Annotated in this window: 23 protein-coding genes; 13 read left to right on the forward strand and 10 right to left on the reverse strand. The window is 53.2% G+C overall.

What is annotated here, in order from left to right; translation table 11 throughout:
* Nucleotides 1-71 precede the first annotated feature (71 nt).
* From WFN75_RS10680 to WFN75_RS10705, 6 genes are all read left to right on the forward strand, one after another.
* Entirely contained in the window at nucleotides 72-470 is a 399-nt protein-coding gene (locus WFN75_RS10680) for a CidA/LrgA family protein (RefSeq protein WP_040074808.1), read from the forward strand.
* Complete coding sequence (locus WFN75_RS10685; protein WP_040074807.1) at nucleotides 467-1,162, forward strand: CidB/LrgB family autolysis modulator; 696 nt, start codon at nucleotides 467-469, stop codon at nucleotides 1,160-1,162. The genes WFN75_RS10680 and WFN75_RS10685 overlap by 4 nt, the downstream gene beginning before the upstream one ends.
* 128 nt (nucleotides 1,163-1,290) lie before the next feature.
* Entirely contained in the window at nucleotides 1,291-2,175 is an 885-nt protein-coding gene (gene cdd, locus WFN75_RS10690; RefSeq protein ID WP_325945404.1) for a cytidine deaminase, read from the forward strand.
* Between the two features lie 127 nt (nucleotides 2,176-2,302).
* Nucleotides 2,303-3,022 (forward strand): outer membrane permeability protein SanA, encoded by a 720-nt coding sequence (sanA, locus tag WFN75_RS10695; RefSeq protein ID WP_046884742.1) that lies wholly within the window; start codon nucleotides 2,303-2,305, stop codon nucleotides 3,020-3,022.
* Nucleotides 3,023-3,309: 287 nt separating this feature from the next.
* Nucleotides 3,310-3,696 carry a cell envelope integrity protein TolA gene (tolA, locus tag WFN75_RS10700; protein ID WP_207292102.1) on the forward strand — a complete coding sequence of 129 codons (387 nt, stop codon included), beginning with the start codon at nucleotides 3,310-3,312 and terminating at the stop codon, nucleotides 3,694-3,696.
* Between the two features lie 177 nt (nucleotides 3,697-3,873).
* The gene (locus tag WFN75_RS10705) at nucleotides 3,874-4,293 is read left to right on the forward strand and encodes an Exc2 family lipoprotein (protein ID WP_233801692.1); all 420 of its coding nucleotides are present in this window, start codon (nucleotides 3,874-3,876) and stop codon (nucleotides 4,291-4,293) included.
* 656 nt (nucleotides 4,294-4,949) lie between these two features.
* Here the strand turns inward: WFN75_RS10705 and WFN75_RS10710 are convergent.
* From WFN75_RS10710 to WFN75_RS10725, 4 genes are all read right to left on the reverse strand, one after another.
* Complete coding sequence (locus WFN75_RS10710) at nucleotides 4,950-6,152, reverse strand: MFS transporter (protein ID WP_336996131.1); 1,203 nt, start codon at nucleotides 6,150-6,152, stop codon at nucleotides 4,950-4,952.
* 46 nt (nucleotides 6,153-6,198) lie between these two features.
* Nucleotides 6,199-6,960, reverse strand: coding sequence for an SDR family NAD(P)-dependent oxidoreductase (locus WFN75_RS10715; protein WP_212477756.1), 762 nt, complete (start codon nucleotides 6,958-6,960; stop codon nucleotides 6,199-6,201).
* A gap of 53 nt (nucleotides 6,961-7,013) precedes the next feature.
* Nucleotides 7,014-7,829 (reverse strand): SDR family NAD(P)-dependent oxidoreductase, encoded by an 816-nt coding sequence (locus WFN75_RS10720; RefSeq protein WP_336996132.1) that lies wholly within the window; start codon nucleotides 7,827-7,829, stop codon nucleotides 7,014-7,016.
* Between the two features lie 155 nt (nucleotides 7,830-7,984).
* Nucleotides 7,985-8,923, reverse strand: a complete 939-nt coding sequence (locus WFN75_RS10725; protein WP_336996254.1) for a GlxA family transcriptional regulator — start codon at nucleotides 8,921-8,923, stop codon at nucleotides 7,985-7,987.
* Nucleotides 8,924-9,218: 295 nt separating this feature from the next.
* Between WFN75_RS10725 and WFN75_RS10730 the strand changes: the two genes are divergently transcribed.
* Together WFN75_RS10730 and WFN75_RS10735 are read left to right on the forward strand one after the other, a co-directional pair.
* Nucleotides 9,219-9,428: a YdgH/BhsA/McbA-like domain containing protein gene (locus WFN75_RS10730; protein ID WP_212477755.1), complete on the forward strand. Its 210-nt coding sequence runs from the start codon at nucleotides 9,219-9,221 to the stop codon at nucleotides 9,426-9,428.
* A gap of 403 nt (nucleotides 9,429-9,831) precedes the next feature.
* A complete protein-coding gene (locus tag WFN75_RS10735; protein WP_336996133.1) occupies nucleotides 9,832-10,041 on the forward strand; it encodes a DUF1471 domain-containing protein in 210 nt (69 codons plus the stop codon).
* A 43-nt stretch (nucleotides 10,042-10,084) separates the two neighbouring features.
* Here the strand turns inward: WFN75_RS10735 and WFN75_RS10740 are convergent, their stop codons facing one another.
* The gene (locus WFN75_RS10740) at nucleotides 10,085-11,050 is read right to left on the reverse strand and encodes a LysR family transcriptional regulator (RefSeq protein WP_336996134.1); all 966 of its coding nucleotides are present in this window, start codon (nucleotides 11,048-11,050) and stop codon (nucleotides 10,085-10,087) included.
* Between the two features lie 48 nt (nucleotides 11,051-11,098).
* The gene (locus tag WFN75_RS10745; protein ID WP_233801682.1) at nucleotides 11,099-11,503 is read right to left on the reverse strand and encodes a hypothetical protein; all 405 of its coding nucleotides are present in this window, start codon (nucleotides 11,501-11,503) and stop codon (nucleotides 11,099-11,101) included.
* 17 nt (nucleotides 11,504-11,520) lie between these two features.
* Here WFN75_RS10745 and WFN75_RS10750 point away from each other — a divergent pair, with 17 nt between their 5' ends.
* From WFN75_RS10750 to WFN75_RS10765, 4 genes are all read left to right on the forward strand, one after another.
* Nucleotides 11,521-11,985: a hypothetical protein gene (locus WFN75_RS10750; protein WP_212477751.1), complete on the forward strand. Its 465-nt coding sequence runs from the start codon at nucleotides 11,521-11,523 to the stop codon at nucleotides 11,983-11,985.
* A 175-nt stretch (nucleotides 11,986-12,160) separates the two neighbouring features.
* Complete coding sequence (locus tag WFN75_RS10755; protein WP_233801681.1) at nucleotides 12,161-13,162, forward strand: zinc-binding alcohol dehydrogenase family protein; 1,002 nt, start codon at nucleotides 12,161-12,163, stop codon at nucleotides 13,160-13,162.
* A gap of 58 nt (nucleotides 13,163-13,220) precedes the next feature.
* On the forward strand, nucleotides 13,221-14,420 hold the full coding sequence (locus WFN75_RS10760; RefSeq protein WP_336996135.1) for an L-dopachrome tautomerase-related protein: 1,200 nt from the start codon (nucleotides 13,221-13,223) through the stop codon (nucleotides 14,418-14,420).
* Nucleotides 14,421-14,466: 46 nt separating this feature from the next.
* Nucleotides 14,467-14,853 carry a thioesterase family protein gene (locus WFN75_RS10765; RefSeq protein WP_233801677.1) on the forward strand — a complete coding sequence of 129 codons (387 nt, stop codon included), beginning with the start codon at nucleotides 14,467-14,469 and terminating at the stop codon, nucleotides 14,851-14,853.
* Nucleotides 14,854-15,483: 630 nt separating this feature from the next.
* Here WFN75_RS10765 and WFN75_RS10770 read toward each other — a convergent pair.
* From WFN75_RS10770 to WFN75_RS10780, 3 genes are all read right to left on the reverse strand, one after another.
* Nucleotides 15,484-15,906 carry a cupin domain-containing protein gene (locus tag WFN75_RS10770; RefSeq protein ID WP_336996136.1) on the reverse strand — a complete coding sequence of 141 codons (423 nt, stop codon included), beginning with the start codon at nucleotides 15,904-15,906 and terminating at the stop codon, nucleotides 15,484-15,486.
* A 90-nt stretch (nucleotides 15,907-15,996) separates the two neighbouring features.
* A complete protein-coding gene (locus WFN75_RS10775; protein ID WP_212477748.1) occupies nucleotides 15,997-16,533 on the reverse strand; it encodes a carboxymuconolactone decarboxylase family protein in 537 nt (178 codons plus the stop codon).
* Between the two features lie 552 nt (nucleotides 16,534-17,085).
* A complete protein-coding gene (locus WFN75_RS10780) occupies nucleotides 17,086-18,003 on the reverse strand; it encodes a LysR family transcriptional regulator (RefSeq protein ID WP_336996137.1) in 918 nt (305 codons plus the stop codon).
* A gap of 314 nt (nucleotides 18,004-18,317) precedes the next feature.
* Between WFN75_RS10780 and WFN75_RS10785 the strand changes: the two genes are divergently transcribed.
* Nucleotides 18,318-19,184, forward strand: coding sequence for an arylamine N-acetyltransferase family protein (locus WFN75_RS10785; RefSeq protein ID WP_336996138.1), 867 nt, complete (start codon nucleotides 18,318-18,320; stop codon nucleotides 19,182-19,184).
* Nucleotides 19,185-19,573: 389 nt separating this feature from the next.
* Here the strand turns inward: WFN75_RS10785 and mglC are convergent, their stop codons facing one another.
* The gene (gene mglC / locus WFN75_RS10790) at nucleotides 19,574-20,584 is read right to left on the reverse strand and encodes a galactose/methyl galactoside ABC transporter permease MglC (RefSeq protein WP_040074800.1); all 1,011 of its coding nucleotides are present in this window, start codon (nucleotides 20,582-20,584) and stop codon (nucleotides 19,574-19,576) included.
* Between the last annotated feature and the right edge of the window lie 13 nt (nucleotides 20,585-20,597).

Consider the following 20,597-nt stretch of genomic DNA (forward strand, 5'->3'; position numbering starts at 1 on the left):
TCATGATGTGATCCGTAGCACGTTTCCGGGTTTAATTGTATGATGAATGCGTTTCTTCAAGGGCTTTCACCATGAACAAATCATTGAATAACGTCTGGCAGTATCTGCGCGCGTTCATATTTATCTATCTCTGCCTCTACGTGGGTAACTTCCTGGCATCGCTGCTGCCGATCACTATTCCGGGCAGCATCATTGGCATGCTGATCCTCTTTGTCTTACTGGCGCTGCAGATCATTCCGGCGAAGTGGGTTAAACCGGGATGCTCGGTGCTGATTCGCTATATGGCGCTGCTGTTTGTCCCCATCGGCGTGGGGGTGATGCAATATTACGACCTGCTAAAAGCCCAGTATGGTCCGATCGTTGTTTCCTGTTTTATCAGCACTCTGGTGGTCTTCCTGGTGGTGAGCTGGAGTTCACACCTGGTTCATGGTGAGCGCAAAGTAATTGGCGAGAAGGAGAGTAAGAAATGATGGCAAATATCTGGTGGTCATTGCCGTTAACCCTGGCCGTCTTCTTCGCCGCGCGTAAGCTCGCCATGCGTTTTAAGATGCCGCTGCTCAATCCGTTACTGGTGGCGATGGTGGTTATCATCCCTTTCCTGCTGGTGACCGGTATCTCGTATGAGCACTATTTTGCTGGCAGTAAAGTGCTCAACGATCTCCTGCAGCCTGCGGTCGTGGCGCTGGCTTTCCCGCTGTATGAACAGCTGCATCAAATCCGTGCGCGCTGGAAATCCATCATCACTATCTGCCTGGTGGGCAGCGTGGTGGCGATGATCACCGGTACCTCGGTTGCACTGCTGATGGGGGCATCACCGCAAATCGCCGCCTCTATTTTACCGAAATCGGTCACCACCCCCATTGCGATGGCGGTGGGCGGAAGCATTGGCGGTATCCCGGCCATTAGCGCCGTTTGCGTGATTTTTGTCGGCATCCTCGGGGCCGTGTTTGGTCACACGCTGCTGAACCTGATGCGTATTCGGACCAAAGCAGCCCGCGGCTTAGCGATGGGAACCGCGTCGCATGCCCTTGGCACTGCGCGCTGTGCCGAGCTGGATTATCAGGAAGGGGCATTCAGTTCGCTGGCGCTGGTGATTTGCGGGATCATGACCTCGCTTCTCGCGCCGTTCCTGTTCCCGGTGATTTTGGCGGTAATGGGCTAAAATTTGCGACGCGTCGCGCATTTTTCATTTCTGTTTCATAAGTTGCACACATAATGAGATCACTGTCACATATAAACCGGTTGCGGCTCCGTACACTACCGATCCATTAATCCTTATGAGGCAATGCCATGCACCCACGTTTTCAATCAGCTTTTGCCCAGCTTGCAGAGAATTTGCAATCAGCCCTGGCCCCGATTCTGGCAGATGCGCACTTCCCCGCCCTGCTGACGGCTGAACAGGTCACCGCACTGAAACGGGCAACCGATCTGGATGACGACGCGCTGGCCTTTGCGCTACTGCCGCTGGCCGCCGCCTGCGCACGCGCTGACCTTTCGCACTTTAACGTCGGTGCCATTGCGCGCGGCGTGAGCGGCACCTGGTATTTTGGCGGCAATATGGAGTTTCTGGGCTCCACCATGCAGCAGACGGTGCACGCCGAGCAGAGCGCTATCAGCCATGCCTGGCTGCGCGGTGAAAAAGGGTTGAGCGCCATCACCGTAAATTACACGCCTTGCGGCCACTGTCGTCAGTTTATGAATGAGCTGAATAGCGGCTTAGAGCTGCGCATTAACCTGCCGGGTCGCGCCCCACATACGCTGGCCGATTACCTGCCAGATGCTTTTGGTCCAAAAGATCTGGAGATCAAAACTCTCCTGATGGATGAGCAGAATCAGGGGTTCGCTCTGAGTGGCGACGCCTTAACTCAGGCCGCCATCGCCGCCGCCAACCACTCCCACGCCCCTTATAGTAACGCCCCGAGCGGTGTGGCCCTGGAGTGCCGGGACGGTACGATCTTCACGGGCAGCTATGCTGAAAATGCGGCATTCAACCCGACCCTGCCCCCATTGCAGGGTGCTCTGAATCTGCTGAGTCTGAATGGCTATGATTATCCGGACATTCAGCGCGCCATGCTGGCTGAAAAGGCTGATGCGTCGCTCATTCAGTGGGATGCTACGGTGGCAACCCTGAAGGCGCTGGGCTGCCAGAATATTGACCGCAGCTTGCTGGCCTGATCCGCTCCGCGGGCAGAAATGCCCGCGTATCTGGTGAAAATCCCCCCAATTAAACCGCCGTTTCTTGCGCTTACCAGACGGGTAAAGTAGCCTGAGTGAAATTTCACCCACGACACGAGTCATCTCCATGTTTAAGCGCGTTTTTTACAGCCTCTTTGTCCTGACTGGCATCGTGCTGTTGACTGCGCTTGGCCTCGACCGCTGGATGAGCTGGAAAACCGCCCCTTACATCTTCGACGACCTGCAAGACTTGCCTTACCGTCAGGTGGGCGTGGTGCTGGGTACCGCCAAGTATTACCGCACCGGGGTGATCAATCAGTATTACCGCTACCGTATTCAGGGGGCGCTGAATGCCTATAACAGCGGCAAGGTAAACTACCTGCTGCTGAGCGGCGATAATGCGCTCCAGAGCTATAACGAGCCGGTCACGATGCGTAAAGATCTGATTGCCGCCGGGGTCGATCCCGCGGATATCGTGCTCGACTATGCTGGTTTTCGTACCCTGGACTCGATTGTGCGCACCCGTAAGGTCTTTGATACCAACGACTTTATCATTATCACCCAGCGCTTCCATTGCGAACGCGCGCTGTTTATCGCGCTGCATATGGGCATTCAGGCCCAGTGCTACGCGGTCCCGTCCCCGAAAGATATGCTCACCGTACGGGTACGCGAATTTGGCGCACGTCTGGGTGCGATGGCCGATCTCTACCTCTTCAAACGTGAACCGCGCTTTTTAGGCCCACTGGTGCCGATCCCCACCCAACACGAAGTGCCGGAAGATGCGCAGGGTTACCCGGCAGTCACGCCGGAACAGCTACTGGATTTTCAGAAAAAAGAGAAAAAGTAGCCGTTTTATTTACGGCGAAAATGAGACGGCAAGTCTGAACGTTGCACAAAGAGCCCGCTATTGGACTGACTCCCTATCGCGGGCTTTTTCATGGATACGTGCAGCCAGAGATCCTCGAACTGATGTCTGCAATGAGCGAAAAGCGGACCTTATAGTCTGGCAGGCTGGTTTAACAAACGTGGAGACGCGCTCATACGCATCTCGGTTGAGCACATGAAATCGCCATTTCCAGGAGCTTTCTCTTACCACGTGATCTCATTAAGATATCCCTATTGTCAGTAATGGGAATGACTTTAGTGCCATCACAACGTATTACAACCTTTTGGTTGCTCGTTCCGTTTCTACTGGCAGCCTGTGCCGGAAGCCACAAAAATGCGCCCTTCCCGCCGGATATAAGCCAGGCAGACTTAGTTAAAATTGATGCCTATGGTGAACAAGTGCGGCAGGCCATATCAGAACAAATGCCTGATAATGATACCTGGTCGGGGAAGGAGTGTACTGTCATGATTTCCATTCTGCCGGACGGCATGTTGGTGAAGGTAGAGGCCGAAAAAGGCGACCCTGAACTCTGTCAGGCTGCGGTTTCTGCTGTAGCCCGTGCTAAAATCCCGCCTGCGCCGGATGCAAAAACCGGGGAAATATTTAAAAAAGCCTATCTGGATTTTGCTATGTAACCCCTCTTCCACTTGAAAACGCGGTAGATTATCTTTTACGCGTTATGTTGGTCTTATTTTATTTCAAGCGTTAAGAGTTTGAAAATTATGCTTGTGTCAAGGCCGCTATTTTTGGCGGCTTACGCTGGTGCAATCTTCAAACTACCATGCCTATTTCGCCTCTCACAGGGAACGTCCATGATGTATTCTGGTCGTCTTTTAGCGCTTTCACTCGTTCTACCCTTAGTCTTGGCAGCCTGCTCCAGTTCTCGTACCAGCGTCGAAAAAAACGCCCGGCATATGGCTTACCAGATGCAACAGATACACTTTGATGCCAATACGCAACCGTTAACAGCAGATAACACCCGTCTGATGACACAGTTTCTCAGCCAGTTTTATGAGTTAGGGAAAGAGGACAGGGCTGCTGGCCTGTCCATCATTCAGGCGCAGCAAAGAGTTGACAGTTTCACCAGGGATAAAGGGCCTTTTTCACCTGAGAACCAAAAAACCATGATCATAAACCGGGAATATGATGCAGACCAGCCAGACAAGCGAGGCGATATCATGAAAAATAACGCTATTCAAACATACTGGGATGGATATAACGGTCGTCCTTGAGGCTGACATGGCCAGTTGAGAGACTGCTCTATTTTATTACTTAGCTGCCCGTCGAAAGGCTCGGAAACGGTTCATTGTTGTAGCCCGGATCATGCCCCTCAGCTAAAAATGACCGCTTACTGGCTGGCAATACGGGCAGCAATACGTGCAGGCAGTGGATGGATCCGAAGAAGGACGCTTAGGGCTGTTCATTACACTCTTCTTTAGCCGACACAGGCACAAAGCGGTCATGCTCCATGAGATAAAGATCCGCTTTGAGCGAGAAGCGGACCTTGAATGCAGAAGAACAGCAAGGCACGTCCTTCTTCTTAATACGGACTTGCCTAAAGCTGCGTAATTACCGAGCTACCCTATTCTGCGAAAATATAGCTGCTATTCAGAATCGCTGGCATAAGTCTAATCCGCTGCTCACGGAGGCTGAAAAGCCGTTCTTCTGATGCACTCTCCATAAAGGCGTAGGCATCGCTTCCCAGAACGAGCCGCGACTGAGATGCCAAACGGCGCCACTTCTTTGGAAAGTGACTCTATTCTGCGATGGCGTCCAGGCCAGTGCCATCAGGAAGATGTTGCAGCAAATGATTGAAAAATTGGTCAGGCCGGAATAAAGACCGCCTCCCGGTAAGTAATACCGCGAGGCGAGCACGGAGATGCAGGGTTCAGGCTTCGCTCTGGCAGGGTTCAGCCACTGTAACCGACCTTCTGAGCTTCTCAGACAGCTGCAGGCTGACCAGCGCCAGAACAATGAAGGCCCCTGATATAGCGGCCAGTCCGTAAAATCCCGCGACCGGATAAATCCAGGAAGCTACTGCCGAGCCAAAGCCTATCCCCCCGAACATAAAGGCGCTGGTCAGCGCCAGCGCAATGCCACGATGCCGGACAGATGACAGCTCGACGATCCTGCGCTGCTGGCTGGGCCAGAGTAGATCTGTAGCAAACGCCCATAAAACCAGCATTATCAACAGTACGAGCAGCACTTTAGGCAGCATGGCAATCAGCGCCGTATCAACGATGAGCAGCGTCATGCCCGTCATCAGCAACTTTTCAGAACTAAAGCGTGTTGCCGCGCGGGTAACCCAGAGATTGCCCAGCACGCCGGCAATCCCCAGTACAGTCAGCGCTGCGGAGACCGCATGTGTGCCGCCGGTGTAGGTATCGCGGATCAACGGAGCGATGAAGGAGTAAAAACTGTAAACACCGGAGGTGATAAAAAACACGACCAGAAAGGCCGTCAGGTACTTTCCCTCAGCCAGCACGCCCGCCATCTCGGTGAGCCGGATGCGCGTTCCTGCACTTTCATTCGGCACCGTCAGCAGAATGTTGAGCCCGCTCAAGAGACTCACCAGGCCGACCAGCGCAAACAGCGCTTTTGCGCCCCACAGGCTGGCAACCCATGCGGCGAGCGGAATTCCGGCAAGGCTTGCCATCGATACCCCGAGCAGCACCATGCCGATAGCCCGGCCTCGCTGCTGCTCAAGCACCAGTTCGGAACCCAGCGCAACCAGCACCGGACCGATGAACCCCGCGCCGGCCCCCATCAGGATGCGCGAGGCAACCAGCGTGCTGTAGCCCGGGGACAGTGCAAAAGCAAAAGCGCCCAGGCCAAACAGCCCAATGCCCGTGAGCACGAGCTGGCGGCGGTGCAGGTGACCAAACAGCACCTGAACCAGCGGGGCAGCCAGCGCAAAGGTAAGGCCGAAAATACTGATTAAGCGAGCACTCTGCGCATCAGTCAGCTGCCAGGCAGCGGAAATAGCAGGCAGGCTGCCGGCAACGGACAGCGCACCGGTAGCCTGTACAAAGTAAGCGATGCTCAGCGCGCGCAAGGCACGGCGCTGGGAAGTAGTAATGAAAGCGTTCATTATTCAACTCCTGCATAAAAAACAGGGGCCGGGGCCCCTGTAACGTTTACTGGACCGGGATTGGGTTATCCGCCAGGGACTGGTTGAACTGGTTCACCAGGGTATGTTCGTCTGCGCCTGGGTTATCGCGTACAGGCAATACACGATCAACGATGGCTTCAATGGTGTCGGTGCCAAGCTTGTCAAACGTCTCGCTGATAAATGCATCCAGTGGCATGGCACGCGGGTCGCCACTCTTGTAAATCAGATCCGTATCAACCCATGGAGGAGAGATCTCGATAACCTGTACGCCAGTGTCACGCAGCAGGAAACGCTGTGACAGGGTATAGGAGTGAATTGCAGCTTTGGTGGCCGAGTAAAGTGCGTTGGTCGCCAGCGGCAGGAAGGCCAGCACAGAACTGTTGTTGATCAGCACCGCGTCCGGCTGCTGCTTAAGGTGCTCAATAAACGCCGCGCTGACGCGCACCGGCCCCAAAATATTCGTGTTTAGCAGCGTCACCGCCTGCGCATCATCCAGCTCACCCGCCGCATTATCAAACGGCATGATCCCGGCGTTATTAATCACCACGTTCAGTGCCGGATAGCGTTCCAGCACGCTCTGTGCGGCGGCATGGATACTGTCGGCGCGCGTCACGTCCAGCACCACATAATCCATGCCCGGGCTCGCGGCGATAACCTCCTTCAGCAGCGCTTCGCGACGTCCGGAGATGATCACCTGGTTACCCAGTTGATGGAATTTTTCTGCCATTGCGCGGCCAATACCAGAAGTGCCGCCGGTGATGAAGATAGTGTTGTTGGTCAGTTTCATGGTCTTACTCCTTTACGGGATAGTTTTAAGGTTGTGAGGTTGAAAAAAGTCGATCAGTGTACGGACAGGGGCTGATAGCGTTCAGCCGGTGCGTCGCTTCCCAGGTGCGGCATCATGGCCTGACGCGCTTGTTCGTAGCGGGTCCAGAACGCCTCATCCTGCAGGGAGGGGATGGTAATGAGTTCGCCGCGGGCAAATCCGGTGAGGGCAGCATCTACCATATCCTGAGCACTCATGACGATGCCCGGGTCGAGCTGTTCAACCGGCAGACCACCGTTGTCCCAGAACGGCGTGGCGGTGGCACCGGGCAGTACGGCCTGCACCTGAATGCCCTTACTGGCCAGTTCGTGATGAAGCGACTGGCTGAATGCCAGGACGTAAGCCTTGCTGCCACCGTAAACGCCGTTCAGCAGCTCAGGGGCAATGCTGACGATAGAGGCGATGTTGATGATGGCGCCGCGACCCCGAGCAACCATGCCAGGCACTACCGCGTAGGTCAGGCGGGTCAGAGCGGTGACGTTGAGGTTAATCATGGCTGTCATATCTTCTACACCACTCTGTAGCAGCGGGGTGTGCGTGCCGATACCGGCGTTATTCACCAGCAGCGTAATGCTCGCGTCCTGACGCAGCTTTTCTTCCAGCGCTTTCAACTGGGTGGCATCTGCCAGGTCCGCTGCAACCACTTCCACGCTGCGACCGCTGTCGGTGGTGATGTGTTCAGCCAGTTGGTTCAGGCGGTTGTGATTGCGTGCCACGATGATGAGGTCATAGCCCATGCGTGCCAGGCGACCGGCATACAGTGCACCCATGCCGGTTGAGGCGCCGGTGACGACGGCGGTCCCGCGGTCGGTCTGTTTGTGCTGCGTCATGATGTTCACCTTGTCATTTATCGGGTTGGTGAATTCATAGTACGCAGTCATGCAACGGGGCGGCTGACGAGAAAGGTTGTGATTTGGGACATCATGATGACCGGATGTCGGTCATCACGAGTGATGAGGGAGAGACGTCAGAAAAAAGAGAACGGTCAGGCTTTGCCGGTGCGCAACGACTGGGGCGGGATGCCATATCCGCGGATAAAGACTTCTCGCATATGACGACGGTCGCGGAATCCGGACTCTCGCGCAATCACCTCCATCGACAGCCTGCTCTGCTCGATCAGCAGCCGGGCATTTTCCAGCCGTAGCCCTTCAATGGCTTTGGCAGGAGATTTACCCGTTTCAGAACGGAACAGGCGGCTGAGTTGCCGGGCGCTGACGTGGACCGCGTCAGCTATGTCTTCGATGGTCAGCGCTTTGCTGAGGTTGTTACGCGCATATTCAAGAGCAGACTGCAGTCGGTCGCTGCGTGGGGAGAGCATCAGCATTTCCGAGTGCTGCGTCTGTCCGCCGGAGCGGCGGTGGTGCATGACCAGCAGGTGCGCCACGGAGCGGGCCACCTCGGCACCGAGGTCTTTCTCAACCATGCCCAGCGCCATATCAAGTCCGGCAGTAAGTCCCGCAGAGGTCCAGACGTGATCGTCAATTATAAAGATTCGGTCTTCTTCAACGCGCGTGGTGGGGTTCAGAGCTTTCAGACTCTGCGCGTGTACCCAGTGCGTCGTGGCGCGCCGCTCAGATAACAGACCGGCCTGTCCCAGCACGAACGCCCCGGTACAGATACCCGCCACCCGTCGTGCTCGGGAAGCATAGGTCTTCAGGAAATCAACGATGCCCGGCGAGGCAGGTAACTCCAGCGGCGTAAGCACGCCCGCGATAAGCCAGGTATCGACTTCAGTGTCCGCAGCAATCGGCTGGCTGTCCACACCAAAACCGTAAGATGACTTAACGGATCCGCCGCGCTCTGAATAAACCGTACAGTCATAAAACGGTTCGCCGACTACCTGATTGGCAAATTCAAAGATACTTAGCGTGGATAATCCCAGAATCTGGAAATGATCGGAAATCAGTAAGCCTACCCGGTGCATCATTGTCTCCTCTAATAATCCGGCGCCGTTTACATCGCTTTAGCCGGTCTGACTGCAAGCAGGGTGAACACAGACAATAACCTGTTTTTGTCCACTGGCATTACCGTCATAAAAAATAAAAGGCATCTCAACCCTTCATGGTGATCTTCACTCATCGAGTGAAAGTGTTTGCTGCGCTCACGTCTTTTTCGGCTGAACGCAGGTAACTATTATTCATTTCACACAAGGCAGCAAATAAATGCGCTGCCCTGAAACTGAAACGTAATATCTCACAAACTTTATTGAGGTCACTAAAATGAAAACTGTTAAAACCGCTCTGATGATTGCCGTCCTGTCTGCCGTTTCATTCGCAAGCTTCGCCCAAAGTATTACGGCTACGGCCTCAACGCTGGATGATGCGGAAGCGCAAATTGCTCAGCAGGCGCAGAAGGCTGGCGCTCAGTATAAAATTACTGAAAGCTATTCCGGTAATCAGGTCCACATGACCGCCCGTCTGATTAAATAATACCGTGCAAAAAAGGCCATTTACATAAATGGCCTTCTTTATTTTTTTGCACCTACATTGCCCTCCCTGCTCAAGCTCTATCTCTCCCACTGGCAACTTCACACCCACCTAAAAATCTACTCAACCATCTGAAAGTAAGCATTTTATCTCAACTTATTCTGTTTTTTTTCGTCATCCTGCCTGTCGTAATGTTTAGGTCAGTGCTACGAAAATTCATTCATGAATGAAAAAATAAGGGGGCTTTCTATTCGACTTTCACTCAGAGAGTGAAGGTCTTAACGAGTTCCGTCTCTTTTTGTGCTTCTTGTAAGGAAATAATATCACACTCATACAAGGCGGAAATTATTAACCGACGCCTGAAAATAAAGCCATTCATCTTAAAACCTGCTTAAGGAATATGAAAATGAACATTGTAAAAAACGCTCCTATTATTTCCGCCCTGTCCGCAGCTTCATTCAGTAGCTATGCTCAGAGCATCTCCGCAACAGGTTCAACACTGGGTGACGCTGAATCGCAAATTGCACAAAAAGCAAAGCGGGCTGGCGCGGATTATAAAATTACCAGCAGCTACGTCGGTAATCAGGTACATATGACGGCGATGCTGCTGAAATAACGGATATGTGGGACAAAAGGCCATTTCGATGAAATGGCCTTTTTTATGCGCTCCGGTTCGCGGACAGTGCGGCCTGAGTGTCAGGTACAAAAGCCGGATGAGTGCGCATCAGCGCCGTCACGGCTTTCAGGTGCTCACGCAGCTGCGCGTGGAGTTCGCGTATTGCAGGAGAAAACTGTTTACGGTGGGGACAGATAAGATTGAGCGGCACCCCTTCGCCAGGCTGTTCCGGCAGCAGAACCTCAAGCCTGCCTGCCAGCACATCCGCGCTCACATCGATCCATGACTTGTACGCAATTCCCATACCAGCCACGGCCCAGCGTCTTGCCAGATCGGCATCGTCACACAACATGCGACTGCTCACCGTCAACTGGCGTCTGACGCCATTTTCCGGGAAGGACCATTTGTCATACACATGACCGTTAAGCGTATAAAGCAGACAGTGATGCAGAATCAGATCGTCGAGTTGCCGGGGGCGACCATTCTTATTCAGATAGGATGGGGAAGCGACCAGCACACGACGGTTATCCTCAGCCAGTGGCAGGGCAACGTAGCTGCTGTTTTCCAGGACCCCGTAGCGAATAGCCACGTCCACCGGATCGCGGAATACATCACTGACATTATCGGACATGAAGATGCGTAGCGATATCCCGGGATGCTTCTCGCAGAAAGCGGTTATCACGGGCAACAAAACGTTGCGTCCAAGATCTGACGGAACGGAAATTTTAAGCTCACCCTGTATTTCATTCTCCCCACCCTGCAGTCGTTCGGAACCTGCCTGCAGAATATTCAGCATCTCCTGGGCATAGGGCAGCCACGCTTCACCTTCGGCGGTAAGACGCAGGCTACGGGTGGAGCGCGCAAACAGGCGCTTGTTGAGATCCCGCTCCAGGCGGTTGACCGCAGCGCTGACCTGGCCGGGGAGAATATCAGCCTCACGGCCGGCACTGGAAAAACTGCCCAGCGCGGCAGAACGGACGAATAACGTAACATCTTCAAGACGTATCATGCAGACTCCAGAGTGCAAAACGTTTCCAATACCGCGCAGACAGGGCGCTTATGTTTTTCGGGCAGGCATAAGAAATTTCATCAGACGGGTCACGCGCTGCTGCCAGGCGGTTCTGTCCAGGGCATCATTTGCTTCCAGACAAGCCTCAGCCAGGGTTGACCAGATAATTTCAGCTATGACGTCACTATTATCTCCGGCTTCATCCGCCGGAATATTCAGTTGGATCTGTGCGGTCACCGCCTCACGAAAATTACGCACAATCGTCAGTGCTTCAGCAGGCAATTCACCGACTTCCCGGGAAGAGTTGACCAGGAAACAGCCGTTAAATGCCGGATTGTTAAAAGGCGCAGCCAGCAGGAAAGCTTCAATATTTTGCCAGCCATACGGTTGTTTTTGTAGCAGAAACTGCGCGGGTGCGCTACTGACATAGTATTCAAGCGCACTGACGAACAATTGTTCCTTGGCCGGCCATGTATGCCCTTGAGGATACGCGTCATCTGCTCGACAGACTTTACACGCGGGGTGCACTACGCCTGTTTGACGTGGACGGCAGTTTTGAAGAAGAAGTGATCCCGGGGGTAACAGTGCGCCTGAGCGGGGGCCATACTCCGGGCTCGATTTCTGTTCTGGTGGAGACAGCGGAGGGACTGGCAAATATCTGTGGGGACGTGGTGTATAACCTGGAAGGCAGCCTTATTGATCCCTTCCTCGACAGTCTGAACCCTGGAGAACCGACCATCACGGGTAACCGGGCAATGTCTACACTGGAAGAAAAAACGGCCATCAAGAAAGCGCTGTCCGGCGTGCGGTTTATACTGCCCAGCCATGATCTGCCAGCGCTGGTACAGGGAGGACGGGTGACAGGTGTACTGCACAACGCCATATCAAACCCGAAAGCCCGCGTCACTGACCCTTCAGCCTACAGCCTTCTGTAATTCCAACGGGCCTGCGGGCCCGTTTTTTCGTTCATCCCTGCCCGGATTTTCACTCCCCGAGTGAAAGTGCTGATGCCGGCACCCCGTTTTTCCGCGCCACTGGCTCCCGTACTCTTCATATCAAGCACCGGCACCCTGGGTGCCACATCACCTCTTAATGAAACGGGAACATACCATGAAAGCGATCGTTTATACCCAGCACGGATTACCCATTACTGACCCCCGCTCTCTCTTTGAGACCGAACTGCCAAAACCTCAGCCGGTTGGCCATGACATCCTGGTCAAGATCCGGGCGATTTCCGTTAACCCCGCAGACACCAAGGTGCGCGCCAGCTCACCCGTTACGCAGCCGCGCATTCTCGGCTGGGACGCCGTGGGCGTGGTTGAAGCCATCGGTGAAGACGTCACACTGTTCAGGCCTGGTGATGAGGTGTACTACGCCGGCGCAATTAACCGCCCTGGCTCCTATGCCGAATACGGTCTGGTTGATGAGCGTATCGCGGCCCATAAACCGGCCTCGCTGAGCGATGCCGACGCAGCAGCGTTGCCCCTTACGTCACTTACCGCCTGGGAGTTGCTCTTCGACCGCCTGGAAGTCACAGACGGACAGGGTGATGCGCTCCTCATTATCGGCGCAGGTGGCGGTGTGGGTTCGGTGCTCACTCAGCTGGCCAGCAGGCTGACCGGCCTGCGCGTTATCGGCACCGCCTCACGAGCGGAAACGGCAGAGTGGGTGCGTGAACTCGGCGCCCATGACGTCATCGATCACTCCCGTCCGTTGCTGGAAGGCCTGCGTGAAATCGGCGTCTCTTCCGTACGTTACGTTGCAAGCCTGACGCACACCGATAAGCACTATCAGCAGATTGTGGAAGTACTGGCACCGCAGGGTCGACTGGCGGTGATTGACGATCCGGATTCGCTTGATGCGGTTCCGCTGAAGCGCAAATCCGTTTCGCTGCACTGGGAGCTGATGTTTACCCGCTCGCTGTTCCAGACCCCCGATATGATGCGCCAGAACGAAATTCTGGAAAATGTACGTCGCTTGATCGAGGACGGCACCCTGCGTACCACGAAGGGCGAGCATTACGGAAAAATCAGCGCGGAAAATCTCCGCAAGGCGCACGCCTTCATCGAAAGCGGGCGCGCGCGCGGAAAAATCGTACTGGAAGGTTTCTGATTTCCCTGCCGGTCAGGCAACAGGCTGGCCGGCTCACTCAATATCTCAGGAAGTTGTAATGATGAAAAACCGTATGATGAAAACAATGTTAGCACTGTCCGTAGCTCTGGTGGCAGGCAGCACCACCCTGAATGCTCTGGCGGCGGAATCCCACGCACTACCTGCTCTCAGCGAGCTGGCCCAGGATCGCGCGATCGGAAAACCCGAAGTGGTGGCGACATTTAGCGGTGCCATGCCGACCGGGGTCACCGTCACCGAAACGGGCCGTATTTTCGTGAACTTCCCGCGCTGGGGAGACGACGTTCCGTTTACCGTAGCCGAGGTAAAAGATAACCAGCTGGTACCTTACCCGGACGCCGCTATAAATATCGCTGACAATTCTGCTCCCCGCACGCATCTGCTGAGCGTACAGAGCGTGGTGGCCGATGGCCGGGGCCGGGTCTGGATACTTGATACCGCCGCGCCGGGCTTTTCAAAGCCTGTTGCCGGTGGCGCAAAGCTTGTCGCGGTTAACCTGAAAACTAATCAGGTTGAAAAAACCATCGTTTTCCCGGCTGACGTCATTAAGCCTGCCACTTACGTCAACGATATGCGCTTTGATTTTCGCATCGGTAAAGCCGGCGTGGCGTACGTAACCGACTCTTCACTGTCTGGTACTGGCGCTATCATCGTCATTGACCTGGACTCCGGCAAAGCGCTTCGCCGTCTGGAAGGCGACCGCACAACGTCGCCAGAGGCGGGCTTTTCACCTGTCGTAGAGGGCGAGACGCTGCTGCAGCGTCACCCGGATGGAACGACCGCGCCGTTTAGCGTGGCCTCAGACGGCATTGCCATCTCTCCGGACGGTAAAACGCTCTACTACAGTCCGCTCTCGGGGCGTCACCTGTATGCCGTTTCCACGGCGCTGCTTCGCGATCCGGCCGTCACTGAGTCTCAGCTCTCTTCGTCCGTGAAGGATTTGGGTGAAAAAGGGGCATCAGACGGTCTGGAAAGCGATGCGAACGGAACTGTTTATGCCGGTGACTATGAGCGCAATGCTATCCGTAAGCTGCCCGCTGGCGGGGAATGGACAACCATTGCGCACGGCCCGGAAATCCTGTGGCCGGATACCCTCTCAGTCGGGCCGGATGGCTATCTGTACTTCACCACGAACCAGCTGAACCGCCAGCCTGGCTTCCACAGCGGTAAAGATTTGCGTCAGAAGCCGTATGCCCTGTTACGCATCAAAATTAATGCAGCACCCGCACCAACGCACTAAATCATTTCACCTCAGGGGCCCCGTGCCCCTGCTATCAGGAGCAGGTATGTTCAGTAAAATGTATGACGTTGATGAAGGCCATATTGATTTCCAGGGCGTGGTTGATGGGCTTTACTATCCGTTTTATATGGAGTGGGCGCGTCACGCCTTTATGAAAGAGGCGCTGGGTATCGATATCGAAGAGGAATTCACACAGGGGCGCATCTATATGGTGCTGGACTACTCCCTGCGATTCCGTCAGAGCCTGAAAAAGGGAGACAGAATAGAAGCGACCTGCCAGCTGGAACGAAATGTAAAACGCAACCGCGTGAATTTTTATCAGCAAATTCGGGTTGAGGGCGTGATTTGCGCTGAAGCGACCTTTACCGCCACATGTCTGCTAAACGGCCGCCCGTCGATGCCCGAAGCAGTGATGAATGCCTTAACCTTCTGACACCCTATCCTCCCCGGCGTTTTCGTGAATAAACCCACAGCGCCGGGTTTTCTGCATCAGTCTTTATCCCTCCGCCTTACAGACTCCACTCATTACGTGAACATCAACCGTTTTCGGGCCTCAGGCAAATTCCAGGAAGAGCTGACAGGTCGTCTGTCCCTACCAGGCTGACTGACGTGTCAGCGCAGGCAGGGTAATACGTGCAGGTGACCCACACTACACCGTCGGTAAATTAGCAGACAGCAACGCCGACGGCGCATCGGACAGGACCGGCGGCTTCAGTTAAGCCTCGTCAGTACTCTGCCCCTGCTGCAGGTGGTTATCCCACGTCGGTATCAGGGCGAAACTGTCGGAAAAGTGCTCCATCAATAGTTCGTCAGAGGAAGTCCAGGACGTTTGTCGTATTCATCACTGCAAGGCGCGCCAGGAGAGGCTCCAGAGGGAATGCTGGAAAGCTGCCTGCATGCGCGGTGAAAATAAAGGAGGCGGAGTCGCCGGGATGACCGGTTCTTTTCAGGTCAGCCCGGATGGAGAGCCCTCCTGGGTACGGGGTCAGTTACAAAAGAATGAAGGCCCCCCGGTGCTTAACGCAGGGGACCCACTAAAAATATGTGTTTTTGGGCAGGAGGTTCAGCGGTTTCTGTACATAAACGTACCGACATTGCCGGCATCTGAATCGATAAATACGACATCTTCGGGCGAACGTCGGGGCGTATCCAGGGTCAGAAAAATCACGGGCTCTTCCAGCAGGGTCGGCAGTGCATGCACAACGTTGCGTTCAAAAAACAGCATATCGCCGGGACCGAATTCGGCCTCTGTCGCAGCATCCTCCATCCAGAACGTTCCGCGGCCTGATAACACATACAGGTACTCGTCGCATTCGCGGTGGAAGTGAGGTGGAACGCCCCGATAAGCCCGAAAAACACGGCTACTGGCATCAGGTCGATCTGTTAAGTAAATGTCGGCCAGCATCGTGGTGGCTGACTCCGGAAGGTTCCGGGCAATTTCTGCCGGTTTGAAACGCGCTGACTTCTTCGCGGTAATGTTCGTCATGTCCGGTTCCCTTTAGCGGGTTCAGAAGTGGAGCAGTGAGCGGGAGCGGCATGTAATGCCAGTCTCCCGCGCCACCACTGTCCTGTAAACTCAGTTCACTTTAGGGAAGTCGACAACAGTGTCGTTCACGCGGTTTACCATATTGGTAAAGAGGATGGCGCTAACGGCACCGATAGTTTCCACGACCTGCTGGTCGCTGAATCCCGCCTGACGGAAGGTCTCGACGTGTTCAGCCGCCACGGTACCGCGCGATGAAACCAGATACTGAACGAACTTCACCAGCGCATCAATATGCTCATCATCGCTGAAGCGGGCTTCGCGTAATTCACGCGTCTGCTCGTCAGTGTATCCGGCCTTTTTTGCCATCAGCGTGTGGGCGGCAAGACAATAGTCACAGCCAGACTCTTCGCTTACCGCAAGATTAATGGCTTCCAGCTCACGCGCATTGAGACTTCCCTTATGTAGTGCCGCGTTCAGCTGCAGCATCTGGCCCAGTATTTCCGGGGACTGCGTACCAATGGTCAGATAGGCGTTCGGAACTTTACCCATGCTGCCTTTGATAGCGCTGAACAGCTGTGCGGTTTTACCGGTTGCTTCGCCTTCGGCGATAGTATGTAAGCGGCTCATAATTACTCCTGATTTCATTTAGATAATTGTTCAGGTGACAGAACGTTAATGCCCTGCCACGCCAGGTTCATGAGCACATTACTGCGACAGGATAGGAGGAAAAAGTCAGCAGCCGAATTAAGACTTTCTCTCGAAAAGGTAAAATAGAACGTATACCAGGGACATTTTAATCATGCTGTGTCCCCAGAGCTGCGCTTGCCTGAATCGATCCCGAATGAGGGGCTTAACGGGCGGCCGGTTTTCCCATCCAGTTTCATTACTGCTTCCTGCAACATAAATTTCTCAGTTTTAATGACTATTCCGCCTTAATGTTTTTCGGTTGCAATAACCTCATTCGGAACATATTTGTTCTTTATTTCTCTTTTCTCTTCAGGAGAACCGAAAAATCCTGAAGCCGAATCCGGGCTGGCTAATCGTATTGAAGGGTGAGGGAGCTACAGCAGGAAGGGGTTCATGGCATGGGGTAGATGGAAACGGAAGGTCTGCTTTGAGCGAGGAGCAGACATTCCACCTGCCAGAACTAATAATTTCTACGCCATGGTTTGATACTGGCTAAGGGTCTACATTTTCATCATCTGAGGGGACGCGGCTTTTTTCCCTTAGCACATACACATTATCTTTACAGAATTCTATATATGCTCTGGCAGCTGCGGAAACATGTCTGTGTTTTTTATAAACCAGATGTAATGATGAGAAGGGCAAGCGTGTCTGAGGTAAAACCTCTATTAGTTTTCCACTATGAATGTATTCAGCAGCAAAAAATGCTGGTAGTTCAGTAATATAGTCACCAGCAAGCGCTCCAGAGCGCAGATGAAGATAATCATTGACTATGAAGGTAGCTGGTACATCGTAGACATGCTCACCGAGCATCCATACCGGACGCGCTCCTATCACTGAACCCCAGGCAGCACAGGGATACTTCATGAGATCTGACGGCTCTTTGGGATGTTCGCTACCCTGAAAAAGCTCCGGACTCGCGACCAGAATATGCCTGAAGTCCATCAAATGGCTTGCAACGACATCATCATCAGAAATGCTGCCTACCCTGAGTGCAACATCAATACCTTCAGAAACTAAATCCACCCGACGCTCAGTCGTATACACGTTAATGGCAATGCCCGGGTATGTATGCTGGAACTGCCTTATGATCTCCCACCATGGTTCAAGTGATTGAGGCATAGTCAGCCGTAAACGGCCAGTGACATGAGAATTGGCTGTTATGAGAAACTGTTCTGCATCATTAAGCATATCGATGGCCGAACTGGCTTGATTCAGCAGTCTTTCCCCCGCCTCTGTAGCTTTGCAACCTTTTACAGTTCGTTCGAGAAGAACAACATCCAGTTCATGTTCAAGTTCAGCGATCCTGCGGCTTAGCGTCGGAAGTGGAATGTTGTTCTGCCGTGCTGCAGCAGAAAGGCTTCCACTGCGGGCTGTCAAAACAAACATTTTCAAGGCATTCAAATCCATCATTCCCTCTCAAATATGAAAGCTCTGTTCTCAATGCAGACTCTACACAGTACTGAATGTGGATATTAAAATACAGTCACCTTCAAAAGAAATGCCAGTTAAACCGGAGTAAAAGTACATCTTTTACTAGTTTCAGACTGTACCTAACTCAGCCAGATCTTTTGAACTCAGAACCAGTCCGCCGAAAAGCTCTCATAAATGAAAGTAATGGGTGCTCAGGCAGCAAACCTGACGATGATTGAGTGGAAATGCAGTAGCTCACTTCTGAAGGCAAATAACTGAATAATTCTGCACATACTTAGGAATATGACAGTAACATGAACGAATTAGTAAAATCTTATCTTACCCGTCTTGGCCTCGACGCTGAAAAGCCTTCCATTGAGGCTCTTACCCGTTTACATCAGGCTCATGTTGAGCAGATTCCTTACGAAACTTTCTGGATACATCTCGGGCAGAAATGGGGAATTGACGCTATGGAAAGCTTCAGCAGAGCAGCGACAACCAGACGAGGTGGTTATTGTTTTCAGCTTAATGGCGGCTTCCACATGTTGCTCACCCATCTTGGTTACCGCGTAAGCATCAACCCTGCTAATGTCCACGGTACTGCAGGACCTGAACGCATCAAACTGGAAAACCATGTAGCAATAATCGCGGAGGGTTTACCCTGTGAGAACAATCCTGATGGCAGATGGTGGGTTGACGTCGGCCTCGGCGATGCACTTCATAAACAAATGCCGCTTATGAATGCCTCCGTTAATCAGGGGGGGATGCAGTTTGGCATGGAAGCTGTGGGCGAGAACGGTGTTGGTGATTGGCATCTCATTGCTGATCCGTCATGTTGGATAGCAGGTGTGAATATGGCCGAGCAACCTTCCTCTATGAGTGAGTTCGAAGACCGGCATCACTTTAATATGTATTCACCAGAATCCGGATATGCAAAAGTTGTTACTGCACAGCTTCGAAAGCCACATGGCAAAACGATTCTGCGAGGTTGTGTTCTGACAAAAACCGATGGTGAAGTCGTAACGACTCATACCTCTAGGTCTTTAACTGAGTGGCAGGAAGTGCTTGGCGATGAATTCGGCCTGACTTTCGAAAACGTTCCTGAGGCATCACTTAAAAAACTATGGGTTAAAGTACAGAAAATCCATGAAGAATGGCTTCAGTCGCGTGAATGTGCGTAAAACAACAAGCTATTGACATCAGTCCGATACATGCGCCTATGTTATCGGCCTGAGTTATATTACTGATCGTAGGGCTACATCCGATTATCGGATTAGCTCAATATTTGGTTGTGAGCGAAACATTATTAACATTGCAACTGGGTGAATCGCACCCTCCACGGATACCCTGTTATCAATGTCCGCTTCTGGCACAAAGCGGACCTTTTCGTATTTTTCTCTGAACGTCGACAGGATATCTGTGTCTCGCAGCCCAGGTGCCACTTCTGCTTTGCGTTAACATTCGAACGTTGCAGGATACGTTGCGTCGCCACGAAACTAGCCCACCCTCTCTTCTTCGCTGGAAATAAAAAAGCCCGCTCACTGAGCGGGCCTGATAACAGATGGATAAATTATTTTTTACGCGCGTATTTCAGTGAATCCAGCGCAACGGCGAAGATAATAATGCCGCCCTTGATAATGTACTGCCAGTAAGGGTTCACGCCGATATAGGTCAGACCGTAGTTGATAACGGTAAAGATAATGACCCCCGTCACCACGCCGAGTACGGTACCCACACCGCCGCTGAACGAGACGCCGCCCACTACACAGGCTGCAATCGCATCCAGTTCGTACATAAAGCCGAGGTTGTTGGTTGCCGAACCGATACGGCCCGCTTCCAGCATCCCACCGAAGGCATAGAAGACACCCGACAGCGCATAAATCATCAGCAGATTCAGGCCAACGTTAACGCCAGACACTTTTGCCGCTTCCGGGTTGCCGCCAATAGCGAAGATGTTTTTGCCGAAACGGGTCTTGTTCCACAGGATCCAGACGAAGGCCACCGCAATCAACGCATAGAAAGTGATATACGAGAGACGGAAGCTCCCGAGTGCGATAAAGCCCTGCGTGAAGGAGGAGAATCCGCTGTCGAAGCCAGAAATAGGCGACGCGCCTACGAAGTCGTAGTACAGGGAGTTGATACCGTAAACGATGATCATCGTACCCAGGGTGGTGATAAACGGCGTCACGTTCAGGTAAGCGATGATAATGCCGTTAATCAGACCAATGACGGCACCCACTGCGCAGACGATGAGCATAACCACGAAAATCGGCATGGTTGCCATCTCCGGGAACACCTTGTTGGCGTTCTCCATCGACTGCAACAGCGTGGCGGCGACAACCGCAGCCAGACCCACCTGACGTCCGGCAGAGAGGTCAGTCCCCTGGGTTACAATCAGCCCGGCAACGCCGAGGGCGATGATAATACGCACGGAGGACTGGGTCAGGATGTTACTCAAGTTCAATAAGCTTAAGAACGTGGGGTCCTGGAAAATAATAATGGCCAGTAACACTAAAAGAACAACGTAAATACCGCCTTCTTTCAGATAAGTGAGAAAACTTTTTTTATTTAACGCACTCATGAGGAGCCCCTGA

It is taken from the genome of Leclercia sp. UBA7405, assembly GCF_037152215.1.
Lineage (GTDB): Bacteria > Pseudomonadota > Gammaproteobacteria > Enterobacterales > Enterobacteriaceae > Enterobacter > Enterobacter pneumoniae.